The sequence below is a fragment of the Sporosarcina sp. P32b genome (assembly GCF_002743335.1).
Taxonomy (GTDB): domain Bacteria; phylum Bacillota; class Bacilli; order Bacillales_A; family Planococcaceae; genus Sporosarcina.
In genome coordinates, this window is record NZ_PDZB01000002.1 from 271,433 (window position 1) to 296,777 (window position 25,345).

A 25,345-nucleotide genomic window follows, 5' to 3' on the forward strand; every position below is an offset into this window, starting at 1 on the left:
AAAAGCCTCGAATGTGTTTTGTGCATATTCGAGGCTTTTACTATTTCACAAAAGTTTACACGCGAGTAAAAAGAGCCCTTAGCGCATGCTAAGGGCCCTTTCTATCTATTCTATTGTTCACTAACAATAACCGGGACTTGCTTCGATTGTATGACTTTCAGTACGTAATACACACCGATCGCACCTGATACTACAATCCCTGTGCCTACCGATACAGCATAGTCAAGATGTAAACCTTCGGGAGCATACATCCAGTACGTCACGACGACGGCGGTCATGAACATCGCAGGTATTCCCGCAATCCAATGTGCTCGTTTTTCTCTAATTAAGTAGGATGTCGCAGTCCAGAGCATGACGGCTGCTACTAATTGATTCGTACCGCCAACATAACGCCATAAGAAAGAATAATCGATGGTCGATAGATAGAACATCGGTACACCTAATAACAATGTCGTAGCAAGAATCACCCATTTTTTATTGGGATTCAACCACTTCGATGTTGCTTCAGTGAAAATCATACGCGCTGAACGAAGAGCGGTATCGCCCGTTGTAATCGGCAAAATGATAACACCTAAAATAGCTAACAGACCGCCGAACGAACCAAGCAATGTGCTCGAGATTTCATTCACTGCACCAGCTGGACCACCTGCAGCGAGAGCGCCTTGTAGTCCTGCCGTACCGCCAAAGAATGTCATACCAGCTGCAGCCCAAACCATCGCGATAATACCTTCAGCAATCATGGCGCCATAAAATACTTTCCGGCCCTCCGACTCTTTTTTCATCGTTCTGGAAACAATTGGACTTTGTGTACAGTGGAAACCAGAAATCGCTCCGCAAGAGATCGTCACCATCAGCAATGGCCAAATTGGTAATTCTCCAGGATGTAAGTTCTGCAAAGTTAAATTCGGAATTTTCTCTGGTCCAAATAATAATGCGCCACCGATTCCAACTGCCATAACAATCAAAACCACTCCAAACACGGGATATAAACGACCAATGATTTTATTAATCGGTAAAATAGCCGCTAACACGAAATAAGCAAATATAAGGATAAGTGACACAATAAATGAGAGCGGTGTAATGGATGAAATAAGTTGCGCTGGCCCAGCAGTAAAGGCAGCCGCCACAAGAACCATTAAAACAACTGAAATCACATTAATTAAACGTCTAGCGACATCACCTAAATACTCCCCTACGATTTTAGGAAATTGGGCACCACCGTGTTTTAGTGATAACATTCCAGAAAAGTAGTCATGGACAGCTCCTGCAAAAATACTACCGAACACAATCCAAATGAATGCAACAGGTCCATATAAAGCACCTGCAATCGCACCGAATATCGGGCCTAAACCTGCGATGTTCAGTAATTGAATCAACCAGCCTTTCCACCAGCTCATCGGCACGTAATCCATCCCATCAGCCTGTGTATAAGCGGGTGTTTTTCTTGCATCATCAATCACAAATGCCTTTTCAACCACTTTCGAATACGTCAGGTAACCAATAATTAACAAGACGATAGATGATAAAAATGTTAGCATGAAAACCCTTCCTTCTCGTCTTTTATGTATGTGTCTGATTAATTCATGAAAAATCAAACAATTTTTATTTAGTATATAGTAATTAGAAAATTATATCAACATAGACTTTTAGAATAATTCTATTTACTCTTACTATATCTATTTTATTTACTTTTAAGAGAACGAGATTATGAGTTTTGACCTATGGGTGCACAAACACCCCGAACGCAAGTGCATTCAGGGTGTTTGTTATTATTAAATTATAATCCACACTTCAATTGCGCTTGGCAATTCGTACATGTATTACATCCACCAATTTCTTCCACTGTACCTTGTCGGCAAACCGGGCATGTGTCGCCCACTTCTGAACCGATCGTGACGTTTGTAGAACGCAATGCTTGTATTGTATTGACAAGCACAACTTTCGGCTGTTCTGTCACTTCGACTACTTCTTCTGTATCCGGAATATTATCTTCCGCTTTCAGAGTCAGAACTTGTGCATCACGGCTACCGTCGACGTAAACTGTACCGCCTTTTGCTCCGCCTTTATACAATCTCTCATACACACTCTCAACTTGTTTCACAGTATAGCCGCGTGGTGCGTTAACCGTTTTAGAAATAGAGCTGTCGATCCAGCGCTGAATGATACATTGTACGTCCGCATGCGCTTCTGGTGCTAGTTCCATTGAAGAAATAAACCACTCAGGCAAGTTGTTCGGATCTGCATCAGGATTAGCCTGCAAATACTCTTCTACAATCGCCGCTTTTACTTCAATGAATTTACCTAGACGTCCGCTGCGGTAGTAAGTAAAGGAGAAATAAGGTTCTAACCCGGTACTAACCCCTACCATGGTTCCAGTGGATCCAGTCGGCGCAACTGTCAATAAGTGAGAATTTCTAATTCCATGTTCCACAATTGCTTCACGTATATCTTCCGGCATGCGCTTCATAAAGCCAGAATTAATGAAAGCATGACGTAATGCTTTCGTTTCCTCATCCGTTTTACCAATTAGGAACGGGAAGCTTCCTTTTTCTTTCGCCAATTCAATCGATTCGCGGTAAGCAGTTGTCGCAATCGCTTCAAATACTTCATCCACTAATTGATTTCCTTCAGGCGAGCCGTATTCTTTTTCACAGTAGATGTGAAGATCTGCAAGTCCCATAACACCTAGACCTACACGGCGTTCGCCAAGAGCTTGTACTTTATTTTCTTCAAGGAAGTACGGTGTAGCGTCGATGACGTTATCTTGCATACGTACACCAGTCCGTACCGTCTCTCTCAACTTTTCAAAGTTAACCGTCTTCGTATGTTTATCTGCCATCTCAGCAAGATTGACAGCAGCTAAATTACAGACAGAATAGGGTGCAAGTGGTTGTTCCAGTTGTTATCCTAAAGGCTTTTTATCCTCTAGTTCTTACAGTTGTCTTCCTGTAAGTTCAGCATACATTTTCACTACATAACTTTTTCATAAACCTTAGCAATTCTTTTCTTCCTTTATCTTCACCAAAAACAGCCTTTGAGATAACCCTCATATCTTTAACACCAAATCGAGAATAAATCTCGTCGGTTAAGGGTTTAATAGTCGAATTTATTTTATTAAAAGGCGTTAATAGTACAATTTCACTATTCTCATTAGTCCAATAAATTATATATTGCTTAATATTCCGATGTACAGTAGTTCTACTTTCAACATAAGCTTCAGTCGCTATGCGAATAGCCGATTGACCTGAGCAGTGTTGACAACAATAACTTTGCTTAGAAGTAACCATAACAATAAATTCATCGTAACATAAAGCGCAGTATCTTTTTTCGCGTTCAGTTTTAATTTTCCCTTTTTGAGATAAACCAGATTTACGTAATCCTTCAATCATCTTTTTCTTAGCAGGAGTATCTCCATTCCAAAGTTTCTTGGTATGCTCTCCTATCCTCTTTTTTGTTTCTTCACTATGCTTTAATCCATAATGAGCGTTCAAACTACCCGAAACACCTTTATGAATTGAAGTGTTATCTGAGTTAATCCAATGTTCGATGACTGAATTCAAAGATACTGGCATATCTTCATAAATTTTCAGTAACTCTTTATAAGAAAATAATTCTGTCGTTACTTGATACTGAACCGCAATATAATTCAACTTTTCCTTCGCCAATTCAATCTCTTTTTTATTTCGAGATTTAATTTCGACTATCTTCTCTAGTTTTCCATTTTTATCATAAAAGAGAAAATCTGGTTTATAAATCTTTCCATTCACTTCAAAAATCTGAGTTTCGAAGCTCCAAGAAATATTAAATTGATCAAGATAGACAGCATAGGCATACTCATAAGAGCTTCTTAAATAAAAACCTTTATAAAAACCTGCATATCCTCTGTTCAATTTTAATATCACCCTTTTTGAAAAGTAATTACACAGTGTTGCGGTCTCGTGCCTGGATTATAGTCTGATCAATATCGATCAGGATCACCAGGTATGCGTTGCCCCTGACTAAAAATTTACTTCTAGCCTTCGGTTCGGATTGGCATCTCAGCTTTCCCGCTTCATCCCGCAATTTTTAACGTGAGGCGAACTTCACCACACGGATTCGTTGCTACAACTTGCTGTCCGTACGCTTTCGCATTCGTATCGTCATTCGCATTATCAATAAAGAAAATGCCTGGTTCTGCTGAATACGTAGCACAGATATTAATTAAATCCCATAGTGCACGGGCTTTAATCGTACGATAGACACGAACTTCGTGACCTTGGCGTTCCCATTCACGTACGTCGCCAACTTCATGCCACTGTTCGTTATAATGCTTCATTTGTTCAGGTGAATAATTTTCGACTGCCGGGAAACGTAAATCATAATCCGCGTCTTCTTCCACCGCTTTCATGAAATCATCCGTTAAAGTAACAGAGATATTCGCTCCTGTCAGGAATTCCGGATTATGAACGGTGTACGTTCCGCCATCCTGAAGCTTCAGCTCAGCGTCACGGATAATCGCTGCGTTGAAGCCACCTTGACCTGGGATTTGTTTATAGTTTGTAATGCTTTGATACATTGCTTCTTCTTGTGCTGTCAGAGGTTTGAAATTTAATTTCTCATCTGCCAGCTTTTTAATCATTTCATCTTCTGTGTTTTCGATCAAATAGCGCAAAATTCGCGGATTCTGCATTTTGGAGATGATAAACTCATAAATGTCCGGGTGCCAGTTTGATAACATAATCATCTGTGCTCCACGTCTTGATCCGCCCTGCTCAACTAAATGAGTCAACTTCGCAATATCATCCAACCAGGAAACCGATCCAGATGACTTACCGTTGACACCGCGCGCCAATGTATTGCGTGGACGCAATGTCGAACCATTCGTTCCTACACCGCCACCACGACTCATGATCTCCATCACTTGCTTGCGGTGATCGGAAATCCCTTCACGGGAATCGGGGACAAACGGCATCACATAACAGTTAAAGAACGTGACATCCGTATCCGATCCTGCGCCATACAGCACACGACCAGCTGGAATGAAGTTCAATTCCTTCAACTGATCATAGAACATGTTATACGACTGCGTTCTTCTATCTTCCGTCTTTTCAACAGAAGCAAGTCCAGTCGCATTTCGTTTCGCAATCTGTTCGTAGAACACTTCCAGGGGCTTCTCCAACACATCAAGTGGACGTGTGATCACTCCTTTTTGCTGCTCGTCCATATCATCGATTGATGAACGATATTCTGGTTCGATCCAGATATCCGCTTTTCCGTTCGCTTGATCAAGTTTCATAATATAACCTAACCCACGAGCTGGGAACCTCGGATCCTCCCTCACTGTTAGAACGACAAAATCGCCTTCTTTCAGTGTCTTCTTTTCCATATCTTTAAATGAATACCGATCAATCATTACTAGACGAGATACTCCACTATGAGTTAGCTTCATATCCTCCGTAACGGGGTGAACTTGGGGGAACTTCGCAATATCCTCATTCAACTGTTGTTTATCGAGCATCGGTTCGCCTTGCTTCGACATCGTAACCATGTAACATCCTCCTCATAACGCTACAAACACTATATATAGTGTTTGTCTTATTAAATAATCTACTACATATTGAATATTATATCAATCGACATTTATTCTTCAAAAACAAAAAATCATTGATATCGCGACATTTCGACAAAAAAAATAAAACCAAAGTACCAATTTTATTTTTTGTAATTCCAGTCATCATTCGCATATTTCTCTTTCTCGATTTGACGAACTAAAGCGAGCTGTTCGGGCGTTAATTCTAGTGGTTCCAATGAAATATCGAGCGACGCTTCAAATCCTTTGGAAAAGGCTTGTTTGCATTCTTCCACTGAAATCTCTCGATCCGTCAATCGGTCAATCGCAATTGCACGATCCGGCAATGTTCTACGTACACGTTCTTTCAATGCGGGTGATGAATACGTGAAAATGGATGTTAATTTATCGACATCTAAGCTCATTAAAATGGCTCCATGTTGCAAAATCACGCCTTTTTGTCGCGTTTGCGCACTACCAGCAACTTTTTTACCTTCAACGACGAGCTCATACCAGCTCGGTGCATCAAAACACACACCACTCTTCGGGCTTCGTAATTGCTCTGTGACATCTTTATCTGGAATCGAGAACTCTGCCTGAAGTCCGAGATTACGGAACCCTTGCAGCAATCCACCAGAAATTACACGGTACGCTTCCGTCACCGTTTCCGGCATATCGGGATACTGCTCACTCACAATGACGCTGTAGGTAAGCTCATGTTCATGCAGGACGCCACGGCCCCCTGTTGGTCTTCGGACAAATCCGAGCCCCAATTCTTTTACTTTTTCCATATCGATATCTTTTTCAATACGCTGAAAGTACCCGATAGATAATGTAGCAGGTTCCCATTCATAAAAACGTAGAACCGGTCCGATTTCTCCTCGGCTATGTAAGTCAAGAAGCGCTTCATCGAGCGCCATATTGAAGGAAGGACTACATTTTCCAGAATCTACATAATGCCAAACGGCTTTTGTCATAATCTATTCTCCTTCACCTTTAATACTCCACCTATAGTATAGGAAATCGTCAATGAAAAAAACAATAACGCATTTCATTTTATCATTAGGATTGAACTGATGCCAGATAATCTTTATAATAGAGATATTGATGAAGGGGGAAGTTTTTTTGAGTTATTATATTTTGGGAGCAGCTGTGCTCGCGGTCATTTTGTATTTCGTCATCACATACATACGGGTCGGAAAAGCATTGACTACTTTAACACAAGAAGAGTTTATTAAAGGATATCGCAAAGCACAATTGATCGACGTGCGCGAACCAAAAGATTTCGATGCTGGACATATTTTAGGTGCACGTAATATTCCATTTACGCAGTTCTCACAGCGTTATAAGGAAATCCGCCCCGATAAACCCGTTTATCTTTATGACCAAAACACAAGCCGTACTGGTCGTGCTGCGTTGTTCTTGAAGAAAAAAGGGTGTACAGAAATCTACCAGCTACGCGGTGGATTTAAACAGTGGTCAGGTAAAATCAAAACAAAATAATCAGTGTAGATCCTCCTTTTTAAGGAGGATCTACTTATTTATAAGGAGAGTGTTTTATTCATGAAACCATCTTTTTTAATTCCTTTACAGTCAGCACAGTACGAGAAGCTGACACATTATCAATATTATGGCGTCATCATTGAAGCAATTCTAGACACACTTCAACAACGTTCACCAGCTGACTGGCAAATTATCCAAGTGGACGAATTTGCTTCTTACACAGAAACAATGCTTCCTGAGCTGATTCATCGTAAACAATTGGCTTACGAATCACTTAGTCATATTTACGCCACATTACCGACACAAAAGATCCAGCAAGACGAATCAGCTACTACATTTTCTCTGCAAGGTGCTGAAACAATCGATAATCAGTTACTTTTCTTTCCGGAACATCAAATCGCCATCGCGAACATCAGCTATTATGTCGCAACTGGCTCCACCTGGTCAGAACATACTGTATTCGCACCATCTGCTACCCATGTTAAAGATTTCATCGAAGTGCTAAATCAATTACAACGAGAAGCGATGAAAACGAATATTACGTACTTAGTGGATACTGAGGAAGGTATGGAAAAAAAGACATATGGCGCCGGCACTCAAATTGAGCGTAATGATGTCCTGCTAGATGAAAATTTGAAGAACGATCTATTTCGTTCTATTGATGAATTCTTTCGAGATGGCGGTGCATTCTTTAAAGAATACGGACTGCCCTATAAACGAGGAATCTTGTTGTATGGATCTCCTGGTAACGGCAAAACAACGCTCGTGCGCTCCATCACTGGCACAACCGACGCGCCTGTCGTCTACTGGCAAATCACGGAATTCACAGGAAGTCATTCGGTACAGGAAGTTTTCAATACAGTCGAACGCCTAGCACCAGCCATCCTCGTGATCGAAGATATCGACTCCATGCCAGAGCATATGAGAAGCACATTTTTGAACATCCTCGATGGCGTACATGTCCGTGATGGCTTATTCATCATCGGGACGACCAATTACCCTGAACGTATCGACCCGGCCCTAATAAATCGCGCAGGCCGCTTTGACAGCACATATGAAATCAAATCTCCGACACAAAAAGTCCGTAAGTTATATATTGAAAAACTGGACCGCAAAAAGATTTTGTCTACAAAGCAGGTTGAAGAAATCGCGAAGCAGACGAAAGGCCTTTCCGTATCACAGTTGAACGAATTATATATGTCGATTGCACTAACCTACCATTATGAGGCGACTATTCAATACGAAGAACGGATCCGCCAGTTGCAGAAGCAACATAGGCAAGCTACCCGGCATGACTGGGAGACCGATTCGACAATTGGTTATTAATCCGCAAAAAAGGTTGCCTTGAAAAACTTCAGGCAACCTTTTTCATATTTATATTTTTTTACCACGAGTCACTGATTCTGCTATTTGAATCGCACTGAACAGAATTCATTACGTATAAAGACTACAGTTATTTAGATCTTCACTAATTATTTATACCAGACATTTACACAGGAAATAACACTAGTGTCGAATGAAGGTATTTTTTTTCGCTTATTATAGTTAAATTATCAATTTTCATACACATTTCTGCCATAACTTAGAAACAATATTGAAGTCAGTCAAAATGCGACACACTTTTCATTCTCAGTTATATATGATAACTAGGTTGCTTCTCTACTAGCAAGAAGACCGCTACATGATTTGAAGCATAATATATATATTACGGAGGAATAGACTTGATGAAAACTGTCAAAAAAAACTTTTTGTTGTTAAGAATTGAAGTGAAAAGAATTATTATGTATAAGAAAGCCGCTTTCTTAGGATTTACACATCCAAGCGTTGTCAAAACCAGCCAGCGATTAGATACCTTATTGAACAGAGTGCAAAGTGCTTTTCATAACTATTGAAGTTGTATCTAAGGTATTGCTCATAGTTCTAAGTGAGAGACAGTTTCCGTTTGGGAACTGTCTTTTCGTATGATCCAATACTTGATTATGCAGTATAAGTTGCCTCTATGGATAAATATAGATTGTGTATTGGTTACTGTTTCGACCAACACAACACGTCATATACGCTTTACTAACTTTCTATAACTCATATTTAACGCCATGCTTAACATGAATAATAACCCCATCATAGAAAAAGGTATTAGCCATAGATTGTCTGTCGTTGTATACAAACCTAAAAACATCATGCCGACTGCAATTATTGGAGCCGCAATATAATAAGGTTTTGCATAATACAACCACCCATACGTGAAAAGGTGAGCTCCTGTAATGATAGCAAATATCATAATGGCGTCATGGGGACTTTTTAACATACTCCAAAAAAGAATCGGAAAATAGATAATCTGCGCCAAATTTAAATATAACGCTAGACTCCCTAAAGCATTAGTTTCAAATTTCCAATCAGCCTTTAATATATATGAAACACCAACTGAAAGAGGAAACATCAAACCAGTCGAAAAAAGCATCCATATATTTTTCTGAGCTATTTCAATTGACTGCATAAATATAATCGTAATGATTAACCAAATTATACTAGCAGAGAGAAGAAATGAGATCCCATTTCTCCCTTTGATCGATAAATCTTTTCTCATTTCATCAATCAACAATGAAATCTTCCACCTTTCCCGTTTTATTCTTGATTCGGATAGACTTCATTTATAAAGGCTGCAGATTGTTTGATTAATTTCTCTAATATGTCTATATCAATGTCATCTATTTTGTTGATGTATATACAAGACTTTCCCGATGTATATTTCCCGAAATCTTTTAGCAATTTCTCGCGCTGTTCAGTTTCGAGTGTTACGTATAAACTAATTTTTGCTTTTCGTGGTGAGAAGCCAACGATTGGCGCATCCCCTTCATGACCAGAATTGTATTTATAATGATATTTGCCAAATCCTATAATACTAGGGCCCCACATTTTAGCTTGATACCCTGTTGTTTCGGTAAAGATATCTACTAATTGAAATGCATCTTCACGCTTTTTTACTTGTTCAATGTTCTCTATGAATTCGATGACACTATGATCAGTTTCTTTAGTTTTTAATTCGTACATCATGTACACTCCATTCTACTAATTTTTTGTTACTGTATGCCTAGTACATCATAATTTCTACATCCTCACTTGCCCGCCGCCTCCAATACTGCCTACATACCTATTTCTTGTATCCTTCGCCAACCATGATCCCGTAAATGCCATTGCTCATCTCCGCTCAACTAATTATTGATTGCATCATTGGTATGGCATATTCAATTTATTGAAGAAGAATAGCAAAATCGTTCAGATGATGTCACAATCTTGCTGAAATGACTATAGCTTCATCTATAATCACATTTGATTAAAGATAACAGTAACTGTGAGAATTTTCAATCTGCTTGTGATTTATACAATTCAAGTGTATATTAAACTACTGATAATCATAAGTGTCTTAGGCGTAATCAGTCGGGATTCTACGATTATTACAGAGGGTTCGAAACCATCCCCTCTAAAAACAAAACTATGGAGGAATGTAGAGTGAGTAAAGCAGTTGTAGTATTTAGTGGTGGACAAGATTCTACCACTTGCCTGTTATGGGCAATGAAAGAATTCGACGAAGTAGAAACCGTCACGTTTTTGTATGGACAGCGACATAAGTTAGAAGTTGATTGTGCTACAAAAATCGCGGAAGACTTAGGTGTTAAACAAAAAATAGTTCAGATGGACATTCTCAATCAATTAACTTCGAACGCCTTGACTAGAAAAAACATGCCCATTGAAGCAGAAGAAGGAAATGTACCCAATACGTTTGTTGAGGGACGGAATCATATATTTCTTTCATTTGCAGCAATCTATGCAAAAACTGTTGGGGCACATGCAGTTATTACCGGTGTGAGCGAAACAGATTTCAGTGGTTATCCTGATTGTCGGGACGAGTTTATTCGTTCTTTAAATGAGACATTAAATTTAGCAATGGACTATCCTTTTGATTTGATCACGCCTTTAATGTGGAAAGACAAGGCGGAAGTTTGGGAAATGGCGGATCAAATGGGTCGGTTGGAATATATAAGAAAGAACACGTTAACTTGCTATAACGGTGTAATGGTAGATGGTTGCCAAGAATGCCCTGCATGCAAGCTAAGAAATGATGGACTGGCGAAATACTTACAAGGACAACACGTCTCATGATCCGAATTACGATTTATTTATTATCCATCATTCTTGCTAACGTAATTACAGCTCGATTTGCACCATTTGAACTTGGTCCACTAATTATTCCTTATGGTACCTTATTCATTGGATTAACACTTGTCATGAGAGATATGGTCCAAAATCGATTCGGTAGACATCAAACATACATTTTGATTGGAGTCGCCCTCTTATTATCAGCTCTTACAAGTTATTCTTTAGGGGATCAACTATGGGTCGTCTTTGCAAGTACACTTAGTTTCATTATTTCAGAAACAGCAGATACTGAAATTTACACGCGCTTTAAATTACCTTTTGTAAAAAGAGTATTATTCTCTGGTGCTGTAGCGGGGTTTTTAGACTCTAGTTTATTTGTCATCATCGGTATCAGTCCACTGGGTCTTAACTTTGTCCCATGGGAATTAGTTCCTTATGCCATACTTGGACAATGGGTAGCGAAAGTGTTAATGCAGTTAATTGTTGCAGGCGGTATTAGACAAGTTGTCATTAAACTAAATATATATGAACCTAATATTTCAGAAGTACATTAAAAGGAGAATGGAATATGCCCGAAAACGGTGTGAACAATCTTACATTACTCGGAAATCAAGAAACAAAATATAACTATGAATATGATCCAGACGTTTTAGAAACGTTTGAGAATCAACATCAAAGCAATGATTACTTTGTTAAATTTAATATTCCTGAATTTACAAGCCTTTGTCCAATCACTGGACAACCGGACTTTGCTACCATATACATATCATATATTCCTGATGTGAAAATGGTAGAAAGTAAATCATTAAAGCTCTATATGTTCAGTTTCAGAAACCATCCAGGTTTTCATGAAGATTGTGCAAATCTTATTATGAAAGACTTAATTAAATTAATGGAGCCAAGATATATAGAAGTGTGGGCCAAATTCACCCCGCGTGGTGGTATTTCTATAGATCCGTATTGCAATTACGGAAAACCTGGAACATACTTTGAACAAATGGCTAAGGAAAGACTATTTCAACATGATATATACCCAGAGAAGATAGATAATAGATAATTTTTACTGCCAGGCCCGATGACAATCCAGAATTGTCTTCGGGCCTGGCATTTTTTAAATCACTTTTACTTCAAGTGAGCTGGATACTATACGTCAGCTCCTAGTCTTTTCATTAGAACGTATGTAGCCTATTTCGCCACACATAAACCTTTGGGCTATTTAACAAAGCTTATACATACAGTATGGATGAGGAGTATCATATTAATCATAATTTTACTAGTAATGGAGGAGATTTCGTGAAAGACAAATCCACAAATGAAGCTAGCCGCAGAATCAAGAATCGAAAAAGTCAGCAATTGGATCAATTCAAGGTAGATAATAAAGGTAAATCGTTTACGACCAATCAAGGGGTTAAAGTGTCAAATGATGAAGAATCATTAAAAGCTGGCGTTCGTGGACCAACATTAATGGAAGGAATACACCTAAAAGAAAAACTAATGCACTTTGACCGAGAACGGATTCCTGAACGAGTCGTTCATGCCAGAGGATATGCAGCACACGGTGAGTTTGAGGTATATGAATCAATGAAAGACTATACTACAGCCGACTTTCTCCAAGTGCCGGGACAGAAAACACCTGTATTCACACGTTTTTCTAATGTGGCAGGAAATTTAGGATCTGTTGATACAGCAAGAGACGTCAGAGGTTTTGCGGTAAAGTTTTACACGGAAGAAGGAAACTATGATTTGGTAGGAAACAATCTACCTGTGTTTTTCATCCAGGATAGCATGAAGTTCCCCGATCTCGTTCACGCAGTCAAACCTGAACCCGATACAGATATGCCACAAGCCGCTTCTGCTCATGATACGTTTTGGGATTTCGTAGCAAACAATCAAGAATCTGCCCATATGGTGATGTGGCAAATGTCGGATCGCACCATTCCTAGAAGTTGGCGGATGATGGAAGGCTTTGGTGTGCATACATTCCGGTTTGTTAATAGTGAAGGTAAAGCTACTTTTGTAAAGTTTCATTGGAAGCCGATATTGGGCGTGCATTCCTTAGTCTGGGATGAAGCACAGAAAATCGCCGGAAAAAATGCAGACTTCCAACGCAGAGATCTATGGGATTGTATTGATAATGGATATTTTGCTGAATATGAATTTGGTGTGCAGATGATTGCAGAAGAAGATGAATTCATGTTTGACTTTGATATTCTTGACGCGACAAAACTGTGGCCAGAAGAAATCGTCCCAGTTAAAATCATTGGGAAAATGACGTTAAATCAAAACGTCACCAACGTCTTTTCTGAAACCGAGCAAGCCGCTTTCCATCCCGGTAATGTCGTACCAGGAATAGATTTCACTAATGACCCGCTTTTACAAGGGAGGCTTTTATCTTATCTCGATACCCAACTATATCGCCTCGGTGGACCCAACTTCACAGAAATTCCGATTAACCGTGCAGTTTGTCCATTCCATAACAATCAGCGAAACGGATTCAATCGTCAACGGATTGATGTTGGCAAAGTAAGTTATCATAAAAATTCCTTAGCTAACAATACCCCCTCCACTTCTACAGCAAAAGAAGGCGGATTCGTTCATTATGCTGAAAAAGTGGAAGGTCGAATTATTCAAGCCCGAAGCGAATCATTCAATGACCACTTTTCTCAAGCCCGACTTTTCTGGAATAGTATGTCACTACCAGAAAAACAACATATTATTAACGCGTTCAGCTTTGAAGTCGGAAAAGTAAATAGTATGAGTGTCAGGCAGCAAGTTGTCGATATGTTCGCACACGTCGATCAAGAAATGGCCACTCTCATCGCAAACAATGTAGGAGTGAATAAACCGACCGGTGAACAAGTCAATGTTACCGAATCGTCCCCTGCGCTGAGCCAGGAAAACACCCCTCGCTACCCATACAGTTTAAAAGTCGGCATTCTGATTGGCGATGGATTCGCTGATGAAGAAGTGAAGACAACAATTGAACATCTAGCGAAATACGGTGTATGGGCGTACACAATCGGTGAAAAACTAGGTACGGTAACAGGTAAGAATGGACTGGAGATTCATGTGAATGAAACGTTTTTGACTACTGCTCCCGTTTTATTCGATTCTCTTTATGTAGTAGGTGGTAAGGCAGCGAATCAACCGAAGTTCAATTCGGATAGCGTCTATTTTATCAATGAGGCGTTTAGACACTATAAACCGATTAGTGTTGCCAAAACCGGAAACACCCTTTTCACAGCGTCTGACGCAAAAAAAGGACCCGGTATTGTATTCGCTAAAAATAACCCCGCGTTTAACGACGACTTTGTACTCGCTATTACCCAACAACGATTTTGGGAACGAGATATTTACTAATTGTTCATAGCAAGAAGCGTCACTCTTCATATGAAGAGTGACGCTTCTTTATTTTCCAACTATACTCATAGTACTTTACGAAAGTCTTCGTGAAACGTTGTGAATAATCTTGCCACGCCTAGAAGACTGCGCTGCGCCCTACCTTCTTTTCATTACCTGGGAAATTTAAAGACCCAACAAACCATGTTTCAGCTCGTTGGGTCTTCATTATTATAGTCCAATTGAAAACAGAATAACCGCGACTGCTGCACCGAGTATAGGTACAACCACAGACAATGCGCCAAACGCCGGATACGCGTCTTTATGCGTTTCACCAGCAATGGATCGGATCGTCGTCACAACGTATCCTCCTTGAGGAAGTGAATCCAATGAGCCTGAAGAGATGGATACCGTTCTATGCAACGCTTCAGGATCTACGCCTAGATCTAAGTAGTGTGGAGCCAATAATGGTAAGGCAATCGCTTGTCCACCTGACGATGATCCCGTCAATCCAGCAATGACCGCTACCGCAAGCGCTCCACCAATTAATGGGCTTCCCGGAATATCTGTCATGACATTTACTGCAGCATCAAAAGCCGGTGTCGCCTTAACTACTCCCCCAAAACCAACGACTGCAGCTGTATTGGCGATGGCGATCACTGCACCCATCGCACCTTCCCCTACTGCATGACCAAAGTTTTGGAAGTACTTTTTATTCAAAATAAATGTGGCCAATATACCGCCACTTAAGGAAATAATTAATGCAGAGGTTCCAAGATAGTTATGTAACAGCAATGTAATTCCAAGAACTACAACTAATGGAATCATACTCAGTATCGGGTTCGGTAGAGATCTTTGCATATCTACTTCCTTATCTGTATCCCTTGCAACAAACCTCTCCCCTTTAGCGACAGCTTTTGAAATCATTCGTTTCAGCCACCAATAGCCGAACAAGAACATGAAGAGTGCTACGAAAATACTGACTTCCCACCCTGCATACGGACTCGTTCCAAGAAACTCAATTGGAATCCAGTTTTGAATTTCAGGTGATCCTGCTGACGTCATCGTAAATGTGGTAGAACCAAATGCTAGTGCAGCCGGAATGAATCTTCTTGGCAAGTCGGCTTGTTTGAAGAGACTTAACGCCATCGGATATACCGAGAATGCTACAACAAACAAACTTACACCGCCATATGTTAACACTGCACAAGCAATGACGACCGCTAAGGCTGCTCTTTTCATACCAATTTTACTGACAATCCATTTTGAAATACTATCGGCGCCACCACTGTCTTCCATAACTTTACCGAATATCGCACCCGTTAAAAACATTAAATACCACGAGGCGATAAATCCTGTAAATCCACCCATATAGTTCGTTAAGAAGTTGACCGCGCCTTCTTCTACTAACTGTGGGAAAAGCGGGATGCCATTCATAATTGCGATAAACAATGCGGTTATTGGTGCCGCAATGAGAAGGTTCATCCCTTTCATTGTTAAAAATATTAAGATCGCAAGTCCCGCAAAAAGGCCGATCATTCCTAACATAGTCATTCCTCCTAATTACCTTGCTCCTTTAAAAACCAGTTTTATTTTTTGCCATATCGATCTACACGAAGTTGTGCTTGTCTAGCATGTCCTTCAAAGTTTTCTAATAAGCAAAGTCTTGCTGCGTATTCGCCGATATAGGCTGAAGCTTCTGGTGTTGTAATCTTCTGATAGGTAACTGTTTTGATGAATTTACCAACCCATAATCCACCTGTGTAACGAGCTGCCCCTTTAGTCGGCAATGTATGGTTTGTACCAATTACTTTATCTCCGTATGCTACATTCGTCTCTGGTCCCAAAAACAGGCAACCGTAGTTCGTCATATTCTCGAGGAAGTAATCGGGATTCTCTGTTAAAATCTCTACATGTTCAAATGCTAAGCGATCCGCTTCAATCCGTGCTTCTTCAATCGAATCCACGACTACTATTTGACCATAATCTTCCCAAGATACACTAGCTACATCTGCGGTTGGAAGAGTTTCCAACTGACGCGCAATTTCCTTAATCGTTTCGTGTGCAAGCTCTTCCGAAGTCGTAATCAACGCGCCAGGAGACGTCGGTCCATGTTCACCTTGACCAAGAAGATCAATCGCAATCATTTCTGCATCCGCTGTATGATCTGCTACAACTAATGTTTCTGTTGGCCCTGCAAATAAATCAATTCCTACACGACCGTATAATTGACGTTTCGCTTCGGCAACAAATGCATTACCAGGTCCAACAATCATATCGACAGATTCAATGGTTTCTGTTCCGATAGCCATCGCCCCCATCGCTTGAATGCCGCCAAGTAAATAAATTTCGTCTGCTCCTGCTAAATACATGGCCGCAATAGTCGCTTTTGGAATCTCCCCATTAATTGGTGGTGTACAGGCTATAACCCGTTTCACTCCCGCAACCTTTGCAGTCAACACACTCATATGTGCAGATGCAACCATCGGATACCGTCCACCCGGTATATAACAACCTACGCTGTTTACTGGAATGTTTTTATGTCCAAGAATCACACCAGGAATATCCTCTACTTCTACATCATGCAATGAAGCAAGCTGTGCTTCTGCAAACGCTTTAATATTAGTTTGGGCAAATTTAATGTCTTCGATGACACTATCGGGCACTTGCGCAACAATTTCTTTAATTTCTGATTCACTTAGTCTGAAGGACTTCGGAGTCCATTTGTCAAATTTCTCAGAAAGCTCACGTACCGCTTGATCTCCACGACTTTCTACGTCTTTTAACGCTGCAGAGACAATTTCAGAGACCTTCGTGTCGTTAGCTACTACTTCTTCTTTAGATTTACCTGCTTTAATTACTTTTACCATGATGTCGCCTCCTATTTTTAACCGCTTACATTCTGTTTTAACTAATTACTAATTTGAGCATTGTATAGAATGCCTGAGTAAAATACATTCTGCATACGTATGCATTTAACTCTACGTCAAAATAATAGTCTAATTATTCGTCAAAGTCAACAACTTTATGTCGTTTTTCTTTCAATCAACTTTCCATCAACTTCTATCGTTTGTACAAATCCTGTATAAGATGTCACTTCTTCCATCAAATACGTTACCGTTGCTTCAATCATTTCTTCAATCGGCTGCTCCCATGTCGTTAAGTCGTAAGCCGGCCAAGAAGCCATGCCGATATTATCAAATCCAACGACCCTAGTATGTTCCGGTATTTGGATTTCATGCTTGCGAAGTGCATCTAATACCCCAAGTGCCATAATATCGTTCGCAACAAAAATTGCAGACGGTAATTTATTTTCTTCAAGCAAAGAAATTGCTGTATCGTATCCACCTTCATACGTATAGTCTGAATTGTATGTGCGATACGTAATACTCTGCTGATCAAGGACCTCACAAAAACCTTTTTCACGTTCAATACTTGTAGAGGTATCTTCATTACCCGTAACCAGTACTAATTGATTGGACCCTGTAGAAACCAAAAAATGTGCAATAGAGCGGCCGGCTTCTAAATTATTACAACTCACTGAATGGAACACGTCAGTACTAGGCTTTCTATTAAAGAAAACGAGAGGGATTTGATTCTTTTTGAACTCCTCCCCAACAGTTTCTGACATCGTAGCATCGGTTACAATTACACCCGCTACATGATAGTTGAGTAATGTTTCAACATCCTCATCTTGAATTTCATCGTTATTGGTGGAGACAAATAAGATGCTGTATCCTCGCTGTTTGAAGATTGAACTAAATCGTTTTAATACATGTGCATAGAATGGATTTTGAACACTTTTCATTACAAGACCAATAATTTTGGACTGATTTGTTATGAGGCTTCTCGCGTATACGTTAGGACGATAGCCGAGCTCTGCAGCTGCCTCCAGAACCCGTTTCCTAGTTTTATCGGAAACAGATGCACCTTCAAAATATACTCTTGAAACAGACGATTGTGATACGCCCGCCAACTTAGCGACATCCATCGCTGTTACCGTTTCTCTCATTTCCATTCATTCCTTTACAATGTTTTTCAATTCTATGTATGATTTTCACTAGTACGTTTTTGTTCAATCTAATGAATTATATAATATGCAGCTAAAGATTTGAAATGAAGTCTCCTTAGAAGTTTACCCACTATTATATTCCCTTTACAAACTTATAGAAATCAATTGACGTTTAATAAGGGATTTATCCGATGTATATTTTTCAGTGACCTGGATGTTTATCAATAGAACAATTGAATGAAGCAAAAAAACTGCCAGGTACCAACACAGTCATCATGTGCTCGTACCTGGCAGCTTTATGTGTAATTAATAATTTTACTAAAGCACTTCAGCCAAAGTGATTCTACTCGTTAACGTAGCGCACCTTCAGCTTCCGGAATGTTATTCATGTCAATAGCATTTAATTTACAGAAATAGTTCATAAACTCTTCTGCTTCTTTAATCTGCTCTTCGTCCGTCTTTAATGCAATAATATCTTTTAAAATTTGGGCAGTCCAAATATTATCAAAGTAACGGAATGTACCAGAATTCCATGAAGTACGATCAGGATAGTTTTTATTTCTGTAGTAATTCCAGAAAAGCATTTTCTCTGCTTCTTCTTCTGAAAGTTGAATTCTGTATTCAGGGTGAGCAGGAACCAATCCATCCTCGCCTATACTACCAATAAATGTATCACCAACCATGAAGAGTCCAATAATAGTTCTTTCTGTTTCTGCTTGATCAGAAGTTCTCACTGTTAGAACACCTGCACTGTTCGGGCGTAAACGAGTTACTGGGTTGGGTAACCCTTTATTCTTACCGCTTTGAATGCTTCCAGTCGATATTTCCCAGTCGTTAAACACTTCTGACTGTCGTTCTTTCTCTAACCAGAAAACAATTTGTGAACTTTCATGAATTTTATGGTTTTTCAATATTTCTCTACGTTGCTGTTCAAGCACTTGGATAGCTTTTTCTTCCTTACGCTTCTTTTCCATTATTTTTTCTTCTGCTTTTCGTTCCACAAAGACCTTCTCTAAAGACTCTGCCATACTTCGATTGTTTAAAGTAATAAAATTCTCGAATGCATCGGGATAGACGAATCTTTTAAGATCCTTATTGAAATCAACGGTAATGAATGACTCCTCATGTTCCACAATATTTCCTTCACCAAACACGTTATGAGTAATTTCTTCATTAATTAAATTCACTAGACAATCTCCTCCTATAAATTCTTTGATAACTACTTTACAGTTAATCTGATTAAAACAATCTGTGCGTTTACATTTTATTTGATTGAAATATAACAACCCATTTATCAAATTCAAAAAAATGCGCCCTTCATTCCTTACTGGAATAAGTTGCGCAGGATTGTTAAACACCGTCCTGATTACTTGTACATATACAGTATAACACATAATCAGAAATTTCTCAAATTCATGGTTGACATTTCTTATTTGTTTATCGTATAATAGACGATTTTGATTTTACAAGACTGTGTATGTAACTAGTTTCACTCTTAATAGTATGGATATACAGCCCTCATTTACTGCATGTTTGATGAGGTGATTAGCTAACGTCGAATTTTTCTTAGTAGGACTTGCTATATTGAGAGTCTAGTCTACTGCGACTAGAGTTTCCTTATATTCCTTTTAACGTGACGGTACATATCATCAGCAGACCAGCCTAACCGCTGCTGCAATTCATTACAAAAAGCGAGCACTATAAATGGCCCGTCTGAGTTCAATTCAAATTTAATTCCTCGATCCGTCAACTCATCCATCAACGGACGTATTACATCAAAATCTTGATTTTTATATACCGTATCTGCAGCCACTTTTACTTCGTATACGAAATCTATTATTCCTAGCTTCTTAAACTCTTCTTCCTCGGTTGGCGATAAATTATATGCAACATTGAATAACCTATCGATTTCATTATCCATCAGCTTACTAGCGCCAACAAAAAGTCTTTTCACTTCCACTTCTAATATACGCGCTAGACGCATGTCTTTCATAACAGGCTTCAAAGCATTCACAATGCTCATATAATACCAGGATTGTTCACGTTTACCTCTATTGAATCTACTCCATACAGCATCTCCTACACAATCAACATCTTCTTGGATTGAGCGAAGATTATGAAGTTTATCCGCCACAATGACGGCGAGCTGATCAGTGTTTTTTCTGCCTAACTCTTTAATTGTATGACGTTTGCGCTCTTCCCATGATAAAGTTTTATCTTGCTCCGATGCAGCCAACACAAGATCAAGTACCTTGTCGCCAAATTGACTTTGCAACTCATTTTCAGTCGTGTCCGTATCTTCGAGCGTGTCATGCAGCAAACCCGCTGCGACTATATCATCACTATACTGATGGTGCTTTAAAAGCATCGAAACAGCAAAAGGATGAGTGATATATGGAATATCCGTCCCTTTGCGAAACTGTCCTCTATGTTTATATAATGCGAATTGGAAAGCTTTTTCAATAGTATTCAAACTAAGACCCCCGTATCATTTATTCCCCAGAAAATACTTTTATTTAGCTTGTTGATTGCATGCATGAACTAAGAAAATTTAGATACATTTATTTGGTACTTTATCAACTATCCATTCATCCTTACTATGGTATTCTTCAAATATACCATGTATAACGTAAGTAGTACGCAATCGCTCAATTATTTACAATTCAAAAAGCACCGCTAACTTGTAGCGGTGCTCCATTCAACCTATTTTATTATTGTACGGTTTCTTCTACTGGTGATTGTTCTTTTATATAACGCAACATAGGCTTACGCGCTGCCTTCGTTTCATCTAGACGACCAATGACTGTTGTGTGCGGTGCTTCTTGAACGATTTCGGGATTTTCTTCTACTTCCTTGGCGATTTGAATCATCGCTTCAATGAAGTTATCCAATGTTTCTTTGGATTCCGTTTCTGTCGGCTCGATCATCATAGCTTCCTCGACATTCAACGGGAAGTAGATTGTAGGCGGATGATATCCGAAATCTAACAAGCGCTTTGCCATATCAAGTGTACGTGCACCAAGCTTCTTCTGACGACGGCCTGATAAGACGAATTCATGTTTACAATGCTGTGTATACGGAAGGTCGAAGTATGGCTCTAGACGACGCATCATATAGTTTGCATTGAGTACTGCATATTCTGTAACAGCTTTCAAGCCATCTGGACCCATTGAGCGGATATACGTGTATGCACGTAAGTAAATACCGAAGTTTCCGTAGTATGGCTTCACGCGACCGATAGATTGCGGTACATCATAGTTTAGTACGAAACGATCATCCACTTTTTCAATGACAGGTTTCGGCAGGAATGCAGCGAGTTCGTCTGTTACCCCAACTGGACCTGAACCTGGACCACCGCCACCGTGAGGACCTGTGAACGTCTTATGCAAGTTCAAATGAACCGCATCGAAGCCCATATCGCCTGGGCGTGCTTTAGACATAACAGCATTCAAGTTTGCTCCATCATAATACAGCTTTCCGCCAACTCCGTGAACTGCTGCCGCCATTTCCAAGATATCTTCCTCGAAAAGACCTAGTGTGTTTGGATTCGTCAACATCAATGCTGCAGTATCGGGACCTACTTTTGATTTCAAGTCTTCAAGATCAACTAAGCCTTTTTCATTCGACTTAACTGTCACTGTGTCAAAGCCTGCAACCGTTGCAGAAGCTGGATTTGTACCGTGAGCAGAGTCAGGAACTAGAACTTTCGTACGCTGTGTATCGCCATTTGCTTCATGGAAAGCACGAATCATCATCAATGCCGTCCACTCACCATGTGCACCTGCAGCAGGTTGCAATGTAACTTGTGGCATCCCCGTGATTTCAGCTAAGTGCTCTTGCAGATCATACGCTACTTCGAGTGCACCTTGAACTGTAGACTCGTCTTGTAACGGGTGAACGCGTGCGAATCCAGGGAAGCGTGCAACCGCTTCGTTGATTTTCGGATTATACTTCATCGTACAAGAACCTAATGGATAGAATCCTGTATCGACTCCATGGTTACGATTAGACAATGCAGTGTAGTGACGCATGATGTCTAGTTCAGATACTTCCGGCAGTTCTGCGTCTTCTGTGCGAATAACACCCTGAGATAAAATAGACGCAACATCTACTTCAGGTACATCTAATTCAGGTAAGCTATAACCGATTCGTCCAGGTTTGGATACTTCAAAAATGAGTGATTGGTTTTCCTTATGCATGGATAGCCTCCAATTCTTGCACGTATGCATCGATTTCTTCTTTCGTACGTTGTTCTGTTACTGCGATCAGTGCGTGGTTTGCAAGACTTTCGTCCACAAGACTCAAATCGTATCCACCAATAATCCCTTGATCCAGCAAACGTTTGTTAACGTCTTTAATCGGTGATTTGCAATCTACGACTAATTCATTGAAATGAGCAGCACCGAATTTCACTTCAAAGCCTGCTTTTTCAAATGCTTGTTTCGCGTAAGCTGTTTTCGCGATGTTTTGATACGCGATTTCTTTAATTCCTTCTTTACCAAGGGCTGTCATCGCAACAGATGCTGCAAGAGCATTCAGTGCTTGATTCGAACAGATATTGGATGTCGCTTTATCACGACGAATATGCTGCTCACGCGCTTGCAAAGTCAGAACGTATCCTCTACGACCTTGATCATCATTCGTTTCGCCGACTAGACGACCTGGTACTTTACGCATCAACTTTTTCGATACAGCAAAATATCCACAGTGTGGTCCACCGAATGACTCTGGAATGCCGAATGGTTGTGCGTCTCCAACAGTAATATCCGCTCCAAGCGCTCCAGGTGGTGTTAAGAGTCCTAAAGCAAGTGGATTCGCCGAAACGATCGACAATGCACCGTTTTCATGTGCAATATCACTGATTGCCTGAAGATCCTCTACTTGTCCGTAGAAGTTCGGGTATTGAACAAGCACTGCTGCAGTCTCGTCATCAATCATTTCTTTAAGCTTATCAATATCAGTTACACCGTTATTATGTGGAATCGTTACTACTTCAATGTATTGCCCGTCAGCGTACGACTTCACCACTGCGTGTGATTCGTTATGAACAGTAGCCGATACTAGCAACTTCTTGCGGCGTGTATGGCCTGCAGCAAGTGTGCCCGCTTCCGCAAGTGCTGTTCCGCCGTCATACATAGAAGAGTTCGCTAGCTCCATGCCTGTCAATTCACAGATCATCGTCTGGAACTCAAAAATCGCCTGTAACTCACCTTGTGAAATTTCCGGTTGATATGGCGTGTATGCCGTATAGAACTCAGAACGTGAAATTACATGATCTACGATGATCGGACGATAGTGATCATAGACTCCTGCCCCTAGGAACGAAGCATAGTCTTGAGCGTTGATGTTTTTCGCAGCTAAACGTCCAAGTTCTTTTAAAAGAGATGTTTCGGATTTAGCAGGTTTGATCTTATACTCACCTTTGAATCGTACTTTTTCCGGAATATCCGAAAAGAGTTCATCGATGGAAGAAATTCCGATTGTTTCAAGCATGTCTTTCTGGTCTTGCTCCGTCATAGGTAGATAACGATGCTTCATAATAGTTTACCCCTTTTCACTTATGATCTTTTATAGAAAGGTGTTGCAATAACTTTAGCCTTCAGACGCTTTGTGCGGATTTCCACTTCGACTTCAGTACCAAGCTCCGTGAACTCTGTAGATAGAAGTGCAAAACCGATGTTCTTCTTTAATGTAGGAGACTGCGTACCCGTTGTGACTTCACCGATCTCCTGGTCACCATCAAATACTTTGTAACCAGTGCGAGGTATCCCTTTATCGATCATTTCAAGTCCAACAAGCTTACGTTGCACGCCTTGTTCTTTTTGCTTCACCAGTACATCTTTACCAATGAAATCTTCTTTCTTATTCACTTTCACGACGAAACCAAGTCCCGCTTCGAGTGGAGAAATATCTTCTCTTAGTTCTTGACCGTATAATGGCAGTCCCGCTTCAAAGCGCAATGTGTCTCGTGCACCAAGACCTGCAGGGACGACACTACCTTCTTGCAAAATCTTTGACCACAAGTTCTGGATTGCTTCGGGGGTGCCGTAGATCTCAAATCCATCTTCTCCTGTATAACCAGTACGTGAAACAAGTACATCTTCTCCACTTACTTGAACATGTTCTTTAAAACGGAAAAACTTAATTTCTTCGAGCGACTCATCCGTCAGTTTCTGTAATACCGACTCCGCCACAGGACCTTGCAGTGCAAGTAATGCGTAATTGGAGGATTGGTTATCGATGACGACATTGTCAATTTGTTGTTTTTCCATCCAGGCAACATCTTTTTCAATATTTGATGCATTGACTACTAATAAATAGCGCTGTTCCTCTAATTTATAAATTAAGAAGTCATCAATCGTTCCACCTTGCTCATTACACATCACAGTATACTGCGCTTGGCCGATTTTCAGTTTGGAAACATCATTCGTCACGAGCTTCTGCAAATAATCGAGTGCGCCACTACCACTGACAAACACTTCTCCCATATGCGAGACATCAAACAAACCTGCTTTTGTACGAACAGCTTCGTGTTCTGCCTTAATACTCGAGAACTGTACAGGCAACTCCCAGCCGCCAAAGTCGATCGTCTTGCCTCCGTACTCTTTATAACTTTCAAATAACGGTGTACGTAATAATGGATTCGTCAAACTGTTTCCTCCTTTTTGTTCTGATCAAGGATCGATCAGTATGTAATTCATCAAAAAAAGGACAGGGGTCTCCTATAAAAGAGAACCCCTGTCCTTTTGCCTGAAAGCTTTACAGTTTCCATACTTTCTTCGGCCGCT

At 40.2% G+C, this 25,345-nt stretch carries 20 protein-coding genes and 2 pseudogenes; 7 read left to right on the forward strand and 15 right to left on the reverse strand.

The genetic code is table 11. The annotated features are described in order from the left end of the window. Window positions 1–110 precede the first annotated feature (110 nt). From CSV64_RS02955 to CSV64_RS02975, 5 genes and pseudogenes are all read right to left on the reverse strand, one after another. Window positions 111–1,538: a carbon starvation CstA family protein gene (locus CSV64_RS02955; RefSeq protein WP_099633558.1), complete on the reverse strand. Its 1,428-nt coding sequence runs from the start codon at window positions 1,536–1,538 to the stop codon at window positions 111–113. 239 nt (window positions 1,539–1,777) lie between these two features. Further along, a pseudogene (locus tag CSV64_RS02960) lies at window positions 1,778–2,896 on the reverse strand (vitamin B12-dependent ribonucleotide reductase); the annotation flags it as partial. A gap of 58 nt (window positions 2,897–2,954) precedes the next feature. Next, window positions 2,955–3,890 carry a restriction endonuclease gene (locus CSV64_RS02965; RefSeq protein WP_099633560.1) on the reverse strand — a complete coding sequence of 312 codons (936 nt, stop codon included), beginning with the start codon at window positions 3,888–3,890 and terminating at the stop codon, window positions 2,955–2,957. A 191-nt stretch (window positions 3,891–4,081) separates the two neighbouring features. Then, window positions 4,082–5,527, reverse strand: a pseudogene (locus tag CSV64_RS02970) (vitamin B12-dependent ribonucleotide reductase); the annotation flags it as partial. Between the two features lie 164 nt (window positions 5,528–5,691). Then, entirely contained in the window at window positions 5,692–6,525 is an 834-nt protein-coding gene (locus tag CSV64_RS02975; protein WP_099633562.1) for a lipoate--protein ligase family protein, read from the reverse strand. Window positions 6,526–6,655: 130 nt separating this feature from the next. Here CSV64_RS02975 and CSV64_RS02980 point away from each other — a divergent pair, with 130 nt between their 5' ends. From CSV64_RS02980 to CSV64_RS02990, 3 genes are all read left to right on the forward strand, one after another. Then, complete coding sequence (locus CSV64_RS02980) at window positions 6,656–7,051, forward strand: rhodanese-like domain-containing protein (RefSeq protein WP_099633563.1); 396 nt, start codon at window positions 6,656–6,658, stop codon at window positions 7,049–7,051. 60 nt (window positions 7,052–7,111) lie between these two features. Beyond that, the gene (locus CSV64_RS02985; protein WP_099633564.1) at window positions 7,112–8,377 is read left to right on the forward strand and encodes an ATP-binding protein; all 1,266 of its coding nucleotides are present in this window, start codon (window positions 7,112–7,114) and stop codon (window positions 8,375–8,377) included. Window positions 8,378–8,775: 398 nt separating this feature from the next. Next, entirely contained in the window at window positions 8,776–8,943 is a 168-nt protein-coding gene (locus tag CSV64_RS02990) for an aspartyl-phosphate phosphatase Spo0E family protein (protein WP_099633565.1), read from the forward strand. Window positions 8,944–9,101: 158 nt separating this feature from the next. Here CSV64_RS02990 and CSV64_RS02995 read toward each other — a convergent pair whose 3' ends face one another. Together CSV64_RS02995 and CSV64_RS03000 are read right to left on the reverse strand one after the other, a co-directional pair. Continuing rightward, entirely contained in the window at window positions 9,102–9,650 is a 549-nt protein-coding gene (locus CSV64_RS02995) for a DUF7010 family protein (protein WP_099633566.1), read from the reverse strand. Between the two features lie 23 nt (window positions 9,651–9,673). Next, a complete protein-coding gene (locus tag CSV64_RS03000; protein ID WP_099633567.1) occupies window positions 9,674–10,099 on the reverse strand; it encodes a DUF1801 domain-containing protein in 426 nt (141 codons plus the stop codon). A 444-nt stretch (window positions 10,100–10,543) separates the two neighbouring features. Here CSV64_RS03000 and queC point away from each other — a divergent pair, with 444 nt between their 5' ends. The 4 genes from queC to CSV64_RS03020 all read left to right on the forward strand — a co-directional run bounded on the left by queC (window position 10,544) and on the right by CSV64_RS03020 (window position 14,566). Continuing rightward, window positions 10,544–11,209, forward strand: a complete 666-nt coding sequence (queC, locus tag CSV64_RS03005; protein ID WP_099633568.1) for a 7-cyano-7-deazaguanine synthase QueC — start codon at window positions 10,544–10,546, stop codon at window positions 11,207–11,209. Continuing rightward, window positions 11,209–11,760, forward strand: coding sequence for a VUT family protein (locus CSV64_RS03010; protein ID WP_099633609.1), 552 nt, complete (start codon window positions 11,209–11,211; stop codon window positions 11,758–11,760). Before queC ends, CSV64_RS03010 begins: the two co-directional genes overlap by 1 nt. 14 nt (window positions 11,761–11,774) lie before the next feature. Further along, window positions 11,775–12,263, forward strand: a complete 489-nt coding sequence (queF, locus tag CSV64_RS03015; RefSeq protein WP_099633569.1) for a preQ(1) synthase — start codon at window positions 11,775–11,777, stop codon at window positions 12,261–12,263. A 182-nt stretch (window positions 12,264–12,445) separates the two neighbouring features. Further along, window positions 12,446–14,566: a catalase gene (locus tag CSV64_RS03020; RefSeq protein ID WP_099633570.1), complete on the forward strand. Its 2,121-nt coding sequence runs from the start codon at window positions 12,446–12,448 to the stop codon at window positions 14,564–14,566. A 210-nt stretch (window positions 14,567–14,776) separates the two neighbouring features. Here CSV64_RS03020 and CSV64_RS03025 read toward each other — a convergent pair whose 3' ends face one another. The 8 genes from CSV64_RS03025 to gcvT all read right to left on the reverse strand — a co-directional run bounded on the left by CSV64_RS03025 (window position 14,777) and on the right by gcvT (window position 25,207). Continuing rightward, window positions 14,777–16,093, reverse strand: a complete 1,317-nt coding sequence (locus CSV64_RS03025) for a GntP family permease (protein ID WP_099633571.1) — start codon at window positions 16,091–16,093, stop codon at window positions 14,777–14,779. A gap of 41 nt (window positions 16,094–16,134) precedes the next feature. Beyond that, the gene (gene hisD, locus CSV64_RS03030) at window positions 16,135–17,415 is read right to left on the reverse strand and encodes a histidinol dehydrogenase (protein ID WP_099633572.1); all 1,281 of its coding nucleotides are present in this window, start codon (window positions 17,413–17,415) and stop codon (window positions 16,135–16,137) included. Between the two features lie 155 nt (window positions 17,416–17,570). Continuing rightward, window positions 17,571–18,557 (reverse strand): LacI family DNA-binding transcriptional regulator, encoded by a 987-nt coding sequence (locus CSV64_RS03035; protein WP_158233001.1) that lies wholly within the window; start codon window positions 18,555–18,557, stop codon window positions 17,571–17,573. Window positions 18,558–18,907: 350 nt separating this feature from the next. Then, a complete protein-coding gene (locus CSV64_RS03040; RefSeq protein WP_099633574.1) occupies window positions 18,908–19,744 on the reverse strand; it encodes a malate synthase in 837 nt (278 codons plus the stop codon). Between the two features lie 419 nt (window positions 19,745–20,163). Further along, window positions 20,164–21,030, reverse strand: a complete 867-nt coding sequence (locus tag CSV64_RS03045; RefSeq protein WP_099633575.1) for an HD domain-containing protein — start codon at window positions 21,028–21,030, stop codon at window positions 20,164–20,166. Between the two features lie 238 nt (window positions 21,031–21,268). Next, window positions 21,269–22,756: an aminomethyl-transferring glycine dehydrogenase subunit GcvPB gene (gene gcvPB / locus CSV64_RS03050; RefSeq protein WP_099633576.1), complete on the reverse strand. Its 1,488-nt coding sequence runs from the start codon at window positions 22,754–22,756 to the stop codon at window positions 21,269–21,271. After that, window positions 22,749–24,095 (reverse strand): aminomethyl-transferring glycine dehydrogenase subunit GcvPA, encoded by a 1,347-nt coding sequence (gene gcvPA / locus CSV64_RS03055; RefSeq protein WP_099633577.1) that lies wholly within the window; start codon window positions 24,093–24,095, stop codon window positions 22,749–22,751. The genes gcvPB and gcvPA overlap by 8 nt, the downstream gene beginning before the upstream one ends. A gap of 20 nt (window positions 24,096–24,115) precedes the next feature. Continuing rightward, complete coding sequence (gene gcvT / locus CSV64_RS03060; protein WP_099633578.1) at window positions 24,116–25,207, reverse strand: glycine cleavage system aminomethyltransferase GcvT; 1,092 nt, start codon at window positions 25,205–25,207, stop codon at window positions 24,116–24,118. Between the last annotated feature and the right edge of the window lie 138 nt (window positions 25,208–25,345).

Bases quoted from the DNA above. Each gene is read 5' to 3' on its own strand.
- CSV64_RS02955 (WP_099633558.1), bottom strand. From the start codon at position 1,538: ATGCTAACATTTTTATCATCTATCGTCTTGTTAATTATTGGTTACCTG.
- CSV64_RS02975 (WP_099633562.1), bottom strand. From the start codon at position 6,525: ATGACAAAAGCCGTTTGGCATTATGTAGATTCTGGAAAATGTAGTCCT.
- CSV64_RS02980 (WP_099633563.1), top strand. From the start codon at position 6,656: ATGAAGGGGGAAGTTTTTTTGAGTTATTATATTTTGGGAGCAGCTGTG.
- CSV64_RS02985 (WP_099633564.1), top strand. From the start codon at position 7,112: ATGAAACCATCTTTTTTAATTCCTTTACAGTCAGCACAGTACGAGAAG.
- CSV64_RS02990 (WP_099633565.1), top strand. From the start codon at position 8,776: ATGAAAACTGTCAAAAAAAACTTTTTGTTGTTAAGAATTGAAGTGAAA.
- CSV64_RS03000 (WP_099633567.1), bottom strand. From the start codon at position 10,099: ATGTACGAATTAAAAACTAAAGAAACTGATCATAGTGTCATCGAATTC.
- queC (WP_099633568.1), top strand. From the start codon at position 10,544: ATGGAGGAATGTAGAGTGAGTAAAGCAGTTGTAGTATTTAGTGGTGGA.
- queF (WP_099633569.1), top strand. From the start codon at position 11,775: ATGCCCGAAAACGGTGTGAACAATCTTACATTACTCGGAAATCAAGAA.
- CSV64_RS03020 (WP_099633570.1), top strand. From the start codon at position 12,446: ATGGATGAGGAGTATCATATTAATCATAATTTTACTAGTAATGGAGGA.
- CSV64_RS03025 (WP_099633571.1), bottom strand. From the start codon at position 16,093: ATGTTAGGAATGATCGGCCTTTTTGCGGGACTTGCGATCTTAATATTT.
- hisD (WP_099633572.1), bottom strand. From the start codon at position 17,415: ATGGTAAAAGTAATTAAAGCAGGTAAATCTAAAGAAGAAGTAGTAGCT.
- CSV64_RS03035 (WP_158233001.1), bottom strand. From the start codon at position 18,557: ATGAGAGAAACGGTAACAGCGATGGATGTCGCTAAGTTGGCGGGCGTA.
- gcvPB (WP_099633576.1), bottom strand. From the start codon at position 22,756: ATGCATAAGGAAAACCAATCACTCATTTTTGAAGTATCCAAACCTGGA.
- gcvPA (WP_099633577.1), bottom strand. From the start codon at position 24,095: ATGAAGCATCGTTATCTACCTATGACGGAGCAAGACCAGAAAGACATG.